Annotated in this window: 15 protein-coding genes and 2 pseudogenes; 14 read left to right on the top strand and 3 right to left on the bottom strand. The window is 60.1% G+C overall.

Annotated features, from left to right (window positions below):
* Positions 1-29 precede the first annotated feature (29 nt).
* The 5 genes from GJU48_RS01830 (at position 30) to GJU48_RS01810 (ending at position 5754) form a co-directional block, all read left to right on the top strand.
* Entirely contained in the window at positions 30-407 is a 378-nt protein-coding gene (locus GJU48_RS01830; RefSeq protein ID WP_094949302.1) for a gamma-butyrobetaine hydroxylase-like domain-containing protein, read from the top strand.
* A 249-nt stretch (positions 408-656) separates the two neighbouring features.
* Positions 657-2336, top strand: a complete 1680-nt coding sequence (gene phaC, locus GJU48_RS01825; RefSeq protein WP_094949303.1) for a class II poly(R)-hydroxyalkanoic acid synthase — start codon at positions 657-659, stop codon at positions 2334-2336.
* Positions 2337-2489: 153 nt separating this feature from the next.
* Positions 2490-3335, top strand: coding sequence for a poly(3-hydroxyalkanoate) depolymerase (phaZ, locus tag GJU48_RS01820; protein WP_094949304.1), 846 nt, complete (start codon positions 2490-2492; stop codon positions 3333-3335).
* 88 nt (positions 3336-3423) lie between these two features.
* Complete coding sequence (gene phaC, locus GJU48_RS01815; protein WP_094949305.1) at positions 3424-5106, top strand: class II poly(R)-hydroxyalkanoic acid synthase; 1683 nt, start codon at positions 3424-3426, stop codon at positions 5104-5106.
* 27 nt (positions 5107-5133) lie between these two features.
* Positions 5134-5754: a TetR/AcrR family transcriptional regulator gene (locus GJU48_RS01810; protein ID WP_094949306.1), complete on the top strand. Its 621-nt coding sequence runs from the start codon at positions 5134-5136 to the stop codon at positions 5752-5754.
* A gap of 166 nt (positions 5755-5920) precedes the next feature.
* Here GJU48_RS01810 and GJU48_RS01805 read toward each other — a convergent pair.
* The 3 genes and pseudogenes from GJU48_RS01805 to GJU48_RS01795 form a co-directional block, all read right to left on the bottom strand.
* Positions 5921-6809, bottom strand: a pseudogene (locus GJU48_RS01805) (phasin family protein).
* Between the two features lie 12 nt (positions 6810-6821).
* The gene (locus tag GJU48_RS01800; RefSeq protein ID WP_094949308.1) at positions 6822-7244 is read right to left on the bottom strand and encodes a phasin family protein; all 423 of its coding nucleotides are present in this window, start codon (positions 7242-7244) and stop codon (positions 6822-6824) included.
* Between the two features lie 105 nt (positions 7245-7349).
* A complete protein-coding gene (locus tag GJU48_RS01795) occupies positions 7350-7625 on the bottom strand; it encodes a polyhydroxyalkanoic acid system family protein (protein WP_094949309.1) in 276 nt (91 codons plus the stop codon).
* Positions 7626-7770: 145 nt separating this feature from the next.
* Between GJU48_RS01795 and ubiE the strand changes: the two genes are divergently transcribed.
* The 9 genes and pseudogenes from ubiE to GJU48_RS01750 all read left to right on the top strand — a co-directional run bounded on the left by ubiE (position 7771) and on the right by GJU48_RS01750 (position 13759).
* A complete protein-coding gene (gene ubiE / locus GJU48_RS01790; protein ID WP_094949310.1) occupies positions 7771-8541 on the top strand; it encodes a bifunctional demethylmenaquinone methyltransferase/2-methoxy-6-polyprenyl-1,4-benzoquinol methylase UbiE in 771 nt (256 codons plus the stop codon).
* Positions 8541-9164 carry a ubiquinone biosynthesis accessory factor UbiJ gene (locus GJU48_RS01785; protein WP_094949311.1) on the top strand — a complete coding sequence of 208 codons (624 nt, stop codon included), beginning with the start codon at positions 8541-8543 and terminating at the stop codon, positions 9162-9164. The genes ubiE and GJU48_RS01785 overlap by 1 nt, the downstream gene beginning before the upstream one ends.
* Positions 9161-10765 (top strand): ubiquinone biosynthesis regulatory protein kinase UbiB, encoded by a 1605-nt coding sequence (gene ubiB / locus GJU48_RS01780; protein ID WP_094949312.1) that lies wholly within the window; start codon positions 9161-9163, stop codon positions 10763-10765. The genes GJU48_RS01785 and ubiB overlap by 4 nt, the downstream gene beginning before the upstream one ends.
* Positions 10766-10806: 41 nt before the next feature.
* Positions 10807-11199, top strand: a complete 393-nt coding sequence (gene hisI / locus GJU48_RS01775; RefSeq protein ID WP_058423690.1) for a phosphoribosyl-AMP cyclohydrolase — start codon at positions 10807-10809, stop codon at positions 11197-11199.
* A 2-nt stretch (positions 11200-11201) separates the two neighbouring features.
* On the top strand, positions 11202-11534 hold the full coding sequence (locus GJU48_RS01770) for a phosphoribosyl-ATP diphosphatase (RefSeq protein WP_083355678.1): 333 nt from the start codon (positions 11202-11204) through the stop codon (positions 11532-11534).
* A gap of 25 nt (positions 11535-11559) precedes the next feature.
* Positions 11560-11838, top strand: coding sequence for a twin-arginine translocase TatA/TatE family subunit (locus GJU48_RS01765; RefSeq protein ID WP_012721795.1), 279 nt, complete (start codon positions 11560-11562; stop codon positions 11836-11838).
* Between the two features lie 10 nt (positions 11839-11848).
* Positions 11849-12267 (top strand): annotated as a pseudogene (gene tatB / locus GJU48_RS01760) (Sec-independent protein translocase protein TatB).
* Entirely contained in the window at positions 12264-13055 is a 792-nt protein-coding gene (tatC, locus tag GJU48_RS01755) for a twin-arginine translocase subunit TatC (RefSeq protein ID WP_094949314.1), read from the top strand. Before tatB ends, tatC begins: the two are co-directional and overlap by 4 nt.
* Positions 13052-13759: a 16S rRNA (uracil(1498)-N(3))-methyltransferase gene (locus tag GJU48_RS01750; RefSeq protein WP_094949315.1), complete on the top strand. Its 708-nt coding sequence runs from the start codon at positions 13052-13054 to the stop codon at positions 13757-13759. Before tatC ends, GJU48_RS01750 begins: the two co-directional genes overlap by 4 nt.
* Positions 13760-13944: the final 185 nt, after the last annotated feature.

Genomic DNA, 13944 nt, shown 5'->3' with positions numbered 1-13944 from the left:
CCGAGGATCATCTCTGAGCGAACCCCCAAATGACCCAATTCCCTACCGCTGTAAACCTGCATAAAACCTCCAACACCCTCGGCCTCACCTACGGGCCCGATGAGGTTTACCAGTTGCCCGCCGAACTGCTGCGGGTGCACTCGCCTTCCGCCGAGGTCCAGGGCCACGGCAAACCCATCCTGCAGTTCGGCAAACTCAATGTCCGGCTGATCAAGATAGAACCGGCCGGTCAGTACGCACTGAAATTGACCTTTGACGACGGGCATGACAGCGGACTGTTCACCTGGGACTACCTCTACCAGTTGGCCATGCGCCAGGAAGCACTGTGGGCCGACTATCTTGCTGAACTTAAAGCGGCCGGAAAAACCCGCGACCCGAGTGAGTCGGTCGTGCGGCTGATGCTCTAACTCAGGCGTCTTGCTCTTTAGAGGGCATTTTCTAATTTCATCTGCTTGAATGCCCTGTCGCGCGGCCAACGATTGGCCCGCTTGCGAAAAAAATTAAACTCGGGTAACCAATAGAACTGGCAAGTTCCCTGCATTTGACGATGCGGTATTTACGGTCACCCGAGTCGCAGTACCAGGCTGGTGTCGTGTATCGAAATTGGGTGCGCAGCAATCGCCGGTACTCGTCTTTCGGACAATGGAGCGTCGTAGATGAGTAACAAGAATAACGATGACTTGAAACGCCAGGCCTCAGAAAACACCCTGGGGCTGAACCCGATCATCGCGTTACGAAAAAAGGATTTATTAGCCTCGGCGAAGATGGTGCTGACCCAAGCCATCAAGCAACCGTTACACAGCGTCAAGCACGTGGCCCACTTTGGCGTCGAATTGAAGAACGTGATGTTTGGCAAATCCGCGCTGGTGCCCGAAGGCGATGACCGTCGCTTCAACGACCCCGCCTGGAGCCAGAACCCGCTCTACAAACGTTACCTGCAAACTTACTTGGCGTGGCGCAAGGAACTGCACGACTGGATTGGCGACAGTAACCTGTCGGAACAGGACATCAGCCGCGGCCACTTTGTGATCAACCTGATGACCGAAGCCATGGCCCCCACCAACAGCGCGGCCAACCCGGCGGCGGTCAAGCGCTTCTTTGAAACCGGCGGCAAAAGCCTGCTCGATGGCTTGTCCCACCTGGCCAAGGACATGGTGCACAACGGCGGCATGCCGAGCCAGGTCAACATGGGCGCCTTTGAAGTGGGCAAGAGCCTGGGCACCACCGAAGGCGCCGTGGTCTTTCGCAACGACGTACTGGAGCTGATCCAATACAAGCCGATCACCGAGCAGGTGCACGAGCGCCCATTGCTGGTGGTGCCGCCGCAGATCAACAAATTCTATGTATTCGACCTGAGCCCGGAGAAGAGCCTGGCGCGCTTCTGCCTGCGCAATGGTTTGCAGACGTTTATCGTCAGCTGGCGCAACCCGACCAAGGCCCAGCGCGAGTGGGGCCTGTCGACCTATATCGAGGCGCTCAAGGAAGCGGTCGATGTGGTCACGGCGATTACCGGCAGCAAAGACATCAACATGCTCGGCGCCTGCTCCGGCGGTATCACCTGCACCGCGTTGCTGGGCCACTACGCGGCGCTGGGGGAGAAGAAGGTCAACGCCCTGACCCTGCTGGTGAGCGTGCTGGACACCACCCTGGACACCCAGGTAGCGCTGTTTGTCGACGAGCAGACCCTGGAGGCAGCCAAGCGCCATTCCTACCAGGCTGGCGTGCTGGAAGGCCGCGACATGGCCAAGGTGTTTGCCTGGATGCGCCCCAACGACCTGATCTGGAACTACTGGGTCAATAACTACCTGCTGGGCAACGAGCCGCCGGTGTTCGACATCCTGTTCTGGAACAATGACACCACGCGCCTGCCAGCAGCGTTCCATGGCGACTTGATCGAACTGTTCAAGAACAACCCACTGATACGCGCCAACGCCCTGGAAGTGTGCGGCACGCCGATCGACCTCAAGCAGGTCACCGCCGATATCTACGCCCTGGCCGGCACCAACGACCACATCACGCCGTGGCAGTCTTGCTACAAGTCGGCGCAGTTGTTTGGCGGCAAAGTGGAGTTTGTGTTGTCAAGCAGTGGGCATATCCAGAGCATCCTCAACCCGCCGGGCAACCCCAAGGCGCGTTACCAGACCAGCGATGGCCTGGCGGGCAAGGCGCTGGATTGGCAGGAGAATGCCACCAAACATACTGACTCCTGGTGGCTGCATTGGCAGGCCTGGCAGGCGGAGCGGTCGGGTAAATTGAAGAAAGCACCTACAAGCTTGGGTAACAAAACCTATGCCGCAGCTGAGGCGGCGCCGGGTACTTATGTGCATGAACGATAAGCAAATTGTGTAGTTGAAATGAGATCAATGTGGGAGCTGGCTTGCCTGCGATAGCGGTATGCCGGTAAGTGACAGAATGCCATCGCAGGCAAGCCAGCGCCCACATAGACCGAGTTCCTACCGATAAATAGCACCACTCCACAGGGCTTGAGCATGCCGCAACCGTTCATCTTCCGTACCATCGACCTGGATGGCCAGACCATCCGTACGGCGGTACGCCCGGGCAAGCCTCACTTGACGCCGCTGCTGATTTTCAACGGCATCGGCGCCAACCTTGAGCTGGTGTTTCCGTTCGTCCAGGCGCTGGACCCGGACCTCGAAGTGATCGCCTTTGATGTGCCGGGCGTGGGCGGTTCGTCGACGCCCAATCGGCCTTATCGCTTTCCCGGCCTGGCCAAACTCACCGCGCGCATGCTCGATTACCTCGACTATGGCCAGGTGAATGCGGTGGGTGTGTCCTGGGGCGGCGCGCTGGCGCAACAGTTCGCTTATGACTACCCGGAGCGCTGCAAAAAGCTGATCCTGGCCGCCACCGCAGCCGGTGCCTTTATGGTGCCGGGCAAGCCTAAGGTGCTGTGGCTGATGGCAAGCCCAAGGCGCTATATCCAACCGTCCCACGTGGTGCGCATCGCGCCAATGATTTATGGCGGCTCGTTCCGCCGCGATTCAAAACTGGCTGCCGAGCACGCGAGCAAAGTGCGCTCGGCCGGCAAGCTCGGTTACTACTGGCAGCTGTTTGCGGGGTTTGGCTGGACCAGCATCCATTGGCTGCACAAGATCCGCCAACCGACCCTGGTGCTGGCGGGTGACGACGACCCGCTGATCCCGTTGATCAATATGCGCATGCTGGCCTGGCGCATTCCGAATGCGCAGCTGCACATCATCGATGATGGCCACCTGTTCCTGATCACCCGGGCTGAAGCCGTGGCGCCGATCATCATGAAGTTTCTCGAAGAGGAGCGCCTGCGGGCGGTGATTCATCCGCGACCGGCGGTGTAAGGACTACACCGCCGCGCAACTTGCCCAGAACCGACTATGGTTCTCAATTGGCGTGCCTGTTGTTGCCCTGACGAAGGAGTGTTGGCTCATGCGAGAAAGACCCGTGACGAACCCGGCGCCCACCCCTGCTGTGTTCATCAATGCGCAAAATGCGATCACCGGCCTGCGCGGTCGGGATTTACTCGCAACCCTGCGCAGCGTCGCCGCCCACGGCTTGCGCAACCCGGTGCACACCGCGCGTCACGCCCTGGCGCTGGGCGGTCAGTTGGGTCGCGTGTTGCTGGGCGAAACGATGCATGAACCCAACACCAACGACGCGCGCTTCATCGACCCCACCTGGAAACTCAACCCGCTGTACCGTCGCAGCCTGCAAGCCTACTTGAGCTGGCAGAAACAGACCCGCCACTGGATCGACGACAGTGCCCTGAACGCGGATGACCGCGCCCGCGCGCACTTCGCGTTCTCGCTGCTCAATGATGCGGTGTCGCCTTCCAACACGCTGCTCAACCCGCTGGCCATCAAGGAGCTGCTCAACTCCGGCGGCAACAGCGTGGTGCGCGGTGTGAGCAACCTGTTTGATGATTTACTGCACAACAACGGCCTGCCCCGTCAGGTCAGCAAGCATGCGTTTGAAGTCGGCAAGACCGTGGCGACCACGCCCGGCTCGGTGGTGTTTCGCAACGAGCTGCTGGAGCTGATCCAGTACAAGCCCATGAGCGAAAAACAGTACGCCAAGCCGCTGTTGATCGTGCCGCCGCAAATCAACAAGTACTACATCTTCGACCTCAGCCCGGCCAATAGCTTTGTGCAGTACGCGCTGAAAAACGGCCTGCAGACCTTTATGGTCAGTTGGCGCAACCCGGATGTGCGCCACCGCGAATGGGGCCTGTCCACCTATGTGGCGGCGCTGGAGGAAGCGCTCAACGTGTGCCGGGCGATCACCGGTGCCCGCGAGGTCAACCTGATGGGCGCCTGCGCCGGTGGCCTGACCATCGCCGCACTGCAAGGCCATCTGCAAGCCAAGCGCCAGCTGCGACGCATCTCCAGCGCCAGCTATCTGGTGAGCTTGCTGGACAGCCAGATCGACAGCCCCGCCACCCTGTTCGCCGATGAACAAACCCTCGAAGCCGCCAAGCGCCGCTCCTACCAGCAAGGCGTGCTCGACGGTCGCGACATGGCCAAGGTGTTTGCCTGGATGCGCCCCAACGACCTGATCTGGAACTACTGGATCAACAATTACCTGTTGGGCAAGGAGCCACCGGCGTTCGACATCCTGTACTGGAACAACGACAACACGCGCCTGCCCGCCGCGCTGCATGGCGACTTGCTGGACTTCTTCAAGCACAACCCGCTGAGCCATCCTGGTGGCCTTGAGGTGTGCGGCACGCCTATCGATTTGCAGAAGGTCACGGTGGACAGCTTCAGCGTGGCCGGGATCAACGACCACATCACGCCGTGGGATGCGGTGTACCGCTCCACGCAATTGCTCGGCGGTGAGCGGCGCTTCGTGCTGTCCAACAGCGGGCATGTGCAGAGCATCCTTAACCCGCCAGGCAACCCCAAGGCCAATTACGTCGAAAACCCCAAGCTAAGCAGCGACCCGCGCGCCTGGTACTACGACGCCAACCATGTCGAAGGCAGCTGGTGGCCGCAGTGGCTGGAGTGGATTCAACAGCGCTCCGGCGCACAACGCGAAACATTGACTGCCCTGGGCAACCAGAATTACCCACCCATGGAAGCGGCGCCGGGCACCTACGTGCGCGTGCGCTGAGCTCAACGACCCCATTAAGAAGATTGGATGAAGACTCGCGACCGTATCCTTGAATGTGCCCTGCAGTTGTTCAACCACAAGGGCGAGCCGAACGTGTCGACCATGGAGGTGGCCAATGAAATGGGGATCAGCCCCGGCAACCTCTACTACCACTTCCATGGCAAGGAGCCGTTGGTACTCGGGCTGTTCGAGCGCTTTCAAAATGAACTGGCACCGCTGCTCGACCCGCCGGCGGATGCACAACTCAGAGCCGAAGATTACTGGCTGTTCCTGCACTTGATCGTCGAGCGCATGGCCCATTACCGGTTTCTGTTTCAGGATTTGTCGAACCTGGCCGGGCGCCTGCCGAAGCTGGCCAAGGGCATTCGCAATTTGCTTACGGCACTGAAGCGAACACTGGCTTCATTACTGGCGCGACTCAAGGCGGCGGGGCAGTTGGTCAGTGATACCCAGGCGCTGGGGCAACTGGTGGAACAGATCACCATGACCTTGCTGTTTTCCCTGGATTACCAGCGGATTCTCGACCGTGAAGGGGAAGTGCGCGTGGTGGTGTACCAGATCATGATGCTGGTGGCGCCGCACTTGTTGTTGCCGGCACGGCAGGCGACCGAGCGGTTCGCCCTGAAATATCTGGATGACATGGATTAAAAATGTGGGAGCGGCGGTGGTCATAAGATCGCCAATAAAAAACGCCCTTCGCCCTGAAATATCTGGATGACATGGATTAAAAATGTGGGAGCGGCGGTGGTCATAAGATCGCCAATAAAAAACGCCCAACCTTCGCAGGCCGGGCGTTTTTTGTACCCTGAAAAAATCAGGACTGACTGGATGGCGTCGGGGTTACCGGCGATGCAGTCGGGGCAGTAGCAGCGTGGGTCGGTGCGGACACCGAGTTGGCTGTCGAAGCGGTTGGCGCTGGGGTTGCAGGCTTGGCCGCAACGGCAGGCTTTGGCGCTGCTGGCTTTTTCGCTACAGCGGGCTTCTTCGCGGCGGCTGGTTTTGCCGCTGGCTTGGCAGCCACAGGTTTTGCTGCAGCAGGCTTGACGGCCGGTTTAGCGGCGGCTGGCTTGGCGGCAGATTTCGCAGCGGCGGTTGCAGCGTTGGCGCAGGTTTAGCGCTGGCTTGGCAGCTGCTTTAGCGGCCGGTTTAGCGCAGGCTTGGCGCGGTTTTGCGCGCTTTAGCGGCTTGGCCACAGGTTTCGCAGCCGGCTTGGCAGCCGCTTTAACCAGAGGCTTGGCCGCAGATTTTGCAGCCGGTTTGGCGGCAGGCTTAGCAGCCGGTTTAGCCGCGGCAGTTTTAGCCGGGGCCACTTTGGCGCCCGTGAGTTTTTCGATTTGCTTGGTCAGCGTATCGACCTTGCTGTGCAGCGTCTTCAGTTCCGCTTTGCTGGGCACGCCCAGTCGCGAAATGGCACTGTTAAGACGCTTGTCGAAAGTCTCTTCCAACTTGCCCCATGTATCAGAAATGCTCGACTTGGCAGAACCTGCACTCGCCTTGGCCGCCTCGACTTTTTTACCCACTGTGGTCTTGGTCAACTTCTCGGCTTTCTCGCCGTCCTTGACCAAAGTCTCGAAGTACTTACCGCCGTCACTGCTAACCTTCGAGTACACGCCTAAACCAGCAAGCCAGATCTTACGGGAATATTTTTCAACTTCCCCGATCCACGAGCTGCCTTCTTTCTGAGTAGTCTTTTTAACAGCCATCCCGATGTCTCCTTAGTGTTTACGCGCGACACGTTCTAGCAATGTCGTCAGCTCTTCGAGCTTAGCAGAGAGTGTCTCAACGTCATGTTTAGACGCAATGCCGATCCGATTCAAGGCACTTGCAACACGCGTGTCAAAAGCTTTCTCAACTTTATCGAGTTGAACTTCAACCAAACCTTTGACGCTTGAGACGTTACTCTTTACTTGGTCAATCTGACTGTTGGCAGCATCAAGTTGTTCAACCACAACTTTTTTGCCTTTACTTTCAACATGTTGACCAGTCTTAACCAGCTCTTTGAAGTACTCCCCGCCCTCGCTTCCAACCTTGGCATAGGCACCAAGACCGGCCAGCCAGATCTTGCGGGCATAGCTTTTTACGTCACTCAGGGTAGTGGTCTGTGCGTCGATTTTTTTCTGCAAAATAACTTTGGCCATGGTGCACCTCACGCAAATTAGGGTCGAGGAACGGCCCACAGGAGTTGAGGGCTTGGGCACAAAGTAGGGCGAAAAATTAGAATCGGCACCCTAAGAACACCTCGATCAGGCCAGCGCCTTATCCAGGGCTTTCTCGATTTCGGACTTGATAGTGCCACTCATGGCCGACATCAACAGGCCCAGCTCCACATCGATACGCAGCGAATCATCCGCCACTAATACTGTGCCTTTAACCCCCGAACGTTTGAGGTTCAGGGTGTCGCCGGACCAGGATGGCTCCAGGCCATATTGCTCCTTGAGTTTCTGCGCCAACTTCTCGGCCTTCGCACGCGCGCCGTCTTTACCCAGGGAATGTGCACGCTCAACGGTAATACGGGCCATTGCAATGACTCCTCTTTATAACGACTCAGAACACCTGCCATGCGGCAAAAGGTCTCGGTGACCCCCTATCTTACCTTCAGCCTTGCCAAGACAAAGCAAGCCTTGGGGATTATCATGTCCCGCATTCTCTTTTGGTGACAGCGATATGACTGATCAGCGCAAAGGCAGCGATGCCGAACCCACCACTCACTTCGGCTTCAAGAACGTTCCGGAAAGCCAGAAAGCGGAAAAAGTCGCTGAGGTGTTCCACTCCGTCGCCGCCAAGTACGACCTGATGAACGACGTGCTGTCGGGCGGCATGCACCGCCTGTGGAAGCGCTTCACCATCGAACTGTCGGGCGTACGCACCGGCAACCGCGTGCTGGACATCGCTGGCGGCACGGGCGACCTGGCCGCCAAGTTCTCCAAGCTCGTCGGCCCTACCGGCCAGGTGGTGCTGGCGGACATCAACGGTTCGATGCTCAAGGTCGGCCGTGATCGCCTGCTGGATAAAGGCGTGGCCGGCAATATCGAATTCGTTCAGGCCGATGCGGAAAAGCTGCCGTTCCCGGATAACCATTTCGACTGCGTGACCATCGCTTTCGGCCTGCGCAACGTCACCCATAAAGAAGACGCGATCCGCTCGATGCTGCGCGTGCTCAAGCCGGGTGGCCGCCTGTTGGTGCTGGAGTTCTCCAAGCCGACCAACGCGCTGATGTCCAAGGTCTACGACACCTACTCGTTCGCCTTCATGCCGCTGATGGGCAAGCTGATCACCAATGACGCCGAGAGCTACCGCTACCTGGCCGAATCGATCCGCATGCACCCGGACCAGGAAACCCTGAAGTCGATGATGGTGGAGGCCGGTTTCGACCGCGTGACCTACCACAACATGACCGCAGGGGTAGTCGCCCTGCACCGCGGCATCAAGCCCTGATGCTGCTCAAAGGCCTTCTCGCCAGCGTTGAACACGGCGTCAACCGTGTACTGCGCCTGGACAGCACCGCCCTGGCGCGGCTCGCGCACTTGAACGGCAAAGTCATTGCCGTCGACTGCACGAGCCCGGCCCTGCAGCTGTTTATCCTGCCCAGCGATGAAGGCCTGCTGCTCGCGACCCAATGGGCCGCCGAAGCCGACTGCACGCTGCGCGCACCGGCGTCGAGCCTGTTGCACTTGGCCCTGAGCCGCAACAAGACCGCCATCCTCCACGGCCCTGAAGTGGAATTGGAAGGCGACAGCGCGGTGCTGATGGACCTGGCCGCCGTGCTGCAAGACCTGGAGCTGGACTGGGAATACGAGCTGTCACGCTGGATCGGCCCCGTGGCCACCCAGTTGATCAGCGGGCACCTGCGCAGCCGTTCGCGCTGGTACCAGCAAGGCTTCGCCAGCCTCAACCAGAACCTTGCCGAATACCTGAGCGAAGAATCGCGCACCCTGGTCGGAGAACGCGAAGCGCAAGCGCGCTTTCGCGAACTCGACAAGGCCAAAATCGACCTGGAACGCCTCGAGGCGCGCTTCGAGCGCCTGAGCCGTTCCCTTGATCCAAGCGATAACGCATGAAGCTGCTCGCCGTCCGCCGTTTGTTTCGTATCCAGCGCGTCGTAATTCGCTACCGCCTCGATGACCTGCTGTTCGCCCTGCCCTTGCCGTGGTTCCTGCTGGCGGTGCGCTACGTGCTGCCGTGGCGCTGGTTCCCGCGCAAACAGCTGGAACTGAGCCGTGGCGCGCGCCTGCGCCTGGCGTTGCAGGATTTGGGGCCGATCTTTATCAAGTTCGGGCAGATCCTCTCCACGCGTCGCGACCTGTTGCCCGAAGACATCGCCGACGAGTTGATGCTGCTGCAGGACCGCGTACCGCCGTTTGACTCCCAGCAGTCGATGAAGCTGATCGAAGAGCAGCTGGGCAAGAAGATCAGCGAGGTGTTCAGCCGTTTCGACGTCGACCCGCTGGCCTCGGCCTCGGTGGCGCAAGTGCACGCGGCGCAGCTCAAGACCGGCGAAGAAGTGGTGGTGAAGGTGATTCGCCCCGGCCTCAAGCAGATTATCGGCCAGGACCTGGCGTGGCTTTTCATCCTCGCCCGTGCCGCCGAGCGTTTCTCCGCCGACGCGCGCCTGCTGCATCCGGTGGATGTGGTCGCCGACTACGAAAAGACCATCTACGACGAACTCGACCTGCTGCGCGAAGCCGCCAACGCCAGCCAGCTCAAGCGCAACTTCGAAGGTTCATCGCTGCTGTACGTGCCGCAAGTGTATTGGGACTGGTGCCGCCCCAAAGTGCTGGTGATGGAGCGCATCTATGGCGTGCAGGTCACCGACCTCGCGACCCTGGCCGACCAGCGCACCGACATGAAAATGCTCGCCGAGCGCGGTGTGGAGATCTTCTTCACCCAGGTGTTCCGCGACAGCTTCTTCCACGCCGACATGCACCCGGGCAACATCTTCGTCAGCACCGTGAACCCGTGGAGCCCGCAGTACATCGCAATCGACTGCGGCATCGTCGGCAGCCTGACCCCGGAAGACCAGGACTACCTGGCACGCAACCTGTTCGCCTTCTTCAAGCGTGACTATCGCCGCGTGGCGCAGTTGCACATCGATTCGGGTTGGGTGCCGGCGGAAACCAAGCTCAACGAATTCGAAGCGGCGATCCGCACCGTGTGCGAGCCGATTTTCGAAAAACCGTTAAAAGATATTTCCTTCGGCCAGGTGCTGATGCGCCTGTTCCAGACCGCGCGGCGCTTCAATATGGAAGTGCAGCCGCAGCTGGTACTGCTGCAAAAAACCCTGCTGAACATCGAAGGCCTGGGCCGCCAGTTGTACCCGGACCTCGACCTGTGGAACACCGCGCAGCCGTTCCTGGAACGCTGGATGCGCGAACGCGTCAGCCCAAAAACCTTGCTAGGCAACCTGCAAAGCCAGGTCGAACAGTTGCCGCACCTGGCCAATATGACCCGCGACCTGCTGGAGCGCATGTCCCAGCCGCACGCCAAAGACCCCGCGCCGCCTTGGCAGAAACGCAAGGACGACTGGTTCCTGCGCCTGCTGGGCGCCGCGCACCTGGTGGGCGGTGTGATGCTCGCCATCGGTGGGCCGCTGAACCAACTGGGCCATTGGCCGGCCGGCATCATGGTCGCCGTGGGTGTTTATCTGATCGTGCGTCGATAGCCGATCCGGTTATACACTGTCGCAAATTGCCGGAGCGGAACATGAAAGACTGGCTGGACGAGATCAAGTGGGACAGTGACGGCCTGGTGCCGGCCATTGCCCAGGACTACAAGACCGGGCGCGTGCTGATGATGGCCTGGATGAACCGCGAGGCCCTGAGCCTGACCGCCACTGAGCAGCGCGCCATTTACTGGTCACGTTCGCGTGGCAAACTGTGGCGCAAGGGCGAAGAGTCCGGGCACGTGCAAACCCTGCACGAGATGCGCATCGACTGCGACGCCGACGTGGTGATCCTGATGGTCGAGCAGATCGGCGACATCGCCTGCCACACTGGCCGTCACAGCTGCTTCTATCGCGTGTTCGAGAACGGCGAGTGGAAGGTGGTCGAACCGGTGCTCAAAGACCCGCACGCCATCTATTCGGCAGGACACTGAACATGACTGACACCCTGAACCGCCTGGCCCAGGTGCTCGAAGATCGCAAAGCCGCAACCGCCGAGGGCTCGTATGTCGCCAGCCTGTATGAAAAGGGCTTGAACAAGATCCTGGAAAAGCTTGGCGAAGAATCCATCGAGACCATCATTGCCGCCAAAGACGCACAAATCAGCGGGGATTGCAGCGACGTGATCTACGAAACCGCCGACCTGTGGTTTCATAGCATGATCATGCTTGCCCAGCTGGGGCTGCATCCACAGGCTGTACTTGATGAACTGGACCGTCGCCATGGCTTGTCCGGGCACGCCGAAAAGGCCTCGCGCCCGTCCGCCTGAATAACTTCTACAGAGGAATTGCAGCATGGGCATTTTTGACTGGAAACACTGGATCGTCATTCTGGTGGTGGTGGTACTGGTGTTCGGCACCAAGAAACTCAAGAACCTGGGCACCGACGTGGGCGAGTCGATCAAGGGCTTTCGTAAAGCCATGAACGACGACGAAAAGCCTGCGGACCCGGTCGTAAACCCAGTGCCGCCGGCCCAGCCTGTACACCCACAGGCGACCCAGCCGATCACTGAGCGTCGTACCTTCGACGTACAGGCTGAAAAAGTCGAAGAGCCGACCCGCAAAGACTCGTGAGCACTGACTAATGTTTGGTATCAGCTTCTCTGAACTGCTCCTCGTCGGCCTCGTGGCCCTGCTGGTATTGGGGCCGGAACGCCTGCCCGGTGCCGCGCGCACGGCCGGCCTATGGATCGGGCGCCTGAAACGCAGTTTCAACGCCATCAAACAGGAAGTTGAACGGGAAATCGGCGCCGACGAGATCCGTCGGCAACTGCACAACGAACATATTCTGTCGTTGGAGCAGGAAGCACGCAAAATCCTGTCGCCGGTGAATGAACCGAACAAGCCGGCAGAGCCCGTGGCGACACACGCGCCGTGGCCGAGCACAGCATCGCGCCCGCTGCGCAAGCGACGCCTGCTGCGCCCACCCCGACCGAGCCAGCGCCGACGCCCGTTGCGTCGCCCGCTCCCCATGACCCTACATTGCCGCCGCGAGCCCCATGAGCGCTGATAAACCGGAAAACGACCAGCACATGCCACTGGTCTCGCACCTCACCGAGTTGCGTACCCGCCTGCTGCGTTGCGTAGCGGCCATCTTCATTATCTTTGCCGGGCTGTTCGCCTTCACCCAGCAGATCTACACCTTCGTTTCGACGCCGCTGCGCCAGTACCTGCCGGCCGGTGCGACGATGATCGCCACCGACGTGTCGTCGCCGTTCCTAACGCCACTGAAGCTGACCATGATGGTCTCGCTGTTCCTGGCGATCCCAGTGATCCTGCACCAGATCTGGGGCTTTATCGCGCCGGGCCTGTACAAGCATGAGAAGCGCATCGCGGTGCCGTTGCTGGTGTCGAGCATCCTGCTGTTCTACACCGGCATGGCCTTCGCCTATTTCCTGGTGTTCCCACTGATCTTCAAGTTCTTCGCTGCGGCCACGCCGGCCGGCGTGGAAATGATGACCGACATCACCAGCTACCTCGACTTCGTGATGACGCTGTTCTTCGCCTTTGGCGTGGCCTTTGAAATCCCGGTGGCCGTGGTGCTGTTGGTGTGGATCGGCGTGGTCGACGTCAAATACCTGAAGAAAGTCCGCCCATACGTGATCATCGGCTGCTTCGTGGTCGGCATGATCCTGACCCCGCCGGACATCTTTTCGCAGACCCTGTTGGCCGTGCCGATGTGGATGCTGTTCGAGGTCGGCATCCTGTTCAGCAGCTTGATCACCAAGCGTGGCGAGCACCCGGATGACCAACCCGCCGACGACGACCAGCCGCCAGCGACTCAGCCGTGAACCTGCTGTTGCTTGAAGAGGCCGACTTTATCGCGGCCGACCGGGTGATCCTGCGTGATCGGCGCCTGGTGCATATGCAGGAAGTCCACCGCGCCGTGGTGGGCGACAACCTGCGGGTGGGGCGCATTGGCGGGTTGATGGGCAGTGCGCAACTGCTGCGCCTGCAGGCCAGTGAAGCCGAACTGCAAGTGAGCTTCGACCTGCCGCCGCCGGCCAAACTGCCATTGACCTTGCTGCTGGCCCTGCCGCGCCCGAAGATGCTGCGTCGGGTGCTGCAAACCGTGGCGGCCATGGGCGTGCCCAAGGTGGTGCTGGTCAACAGCTACCGCGTGGAGAAGAGCTTCTGGCAAACCCCATTCCTGGAGCCTGAGGCGATTCGCGAGCAGCTTATCCTCGGCCTGGAGCAGGCGCGCGACACGGTGCTGCCCGAGATCATCATCGAAAAACGCTTCAAGCCGTTCGTCGAAGATCGCCTGCCGGCCATGACCGAAGGCACCCTCGGCCTGATCGGCCATCCTGGCGATTACCCGGCCTGCCCGCGTGGGCTGGATGAGCCTGTAACCCTCGCCATCGGCCCGGAAGGTGGCTGGATACCCTACGAAGTGGACCTGCTGACCAAGGCTGGCTTGCAGCCGGTACAACTGGGCGCGCGCATCCTGCGTGTAGAAACCGCCGTAACCGCCCTGCTCGCCCGCCTGTTCTGACTCTAATCCCGATCGTTCCCACGCTCCGCGTGGGAACGCCCTCATGGACGCTCTGCGTCCGCTCTTGTGACGCAGAGCGTCACGGGATGCATTCCCCGCAGAGCGCGGGAACGATCATCGCACCTACAGAATAATCCTACGCCGCCGATAGCCTCTGAATAAGTCCAAGCCTTGTTCAAGGGGAG

Source organism: Pseudomonas sp. IB20 (genome assembly GCF_009707325.1).
In the GTDB taxonomy this organism is placed as follows: domain Bacteria; phylum Pseudomonadota; class Gammaproteobacteria; order Pseudomonadales; family Pseudomonadaceae; genus Aquipseudomonas.
The sequence above is the reverse complement of the archived record's forward strand: the minus strand, read 5'-3'. Positions and strand labels throughout refer to the sequence as shown.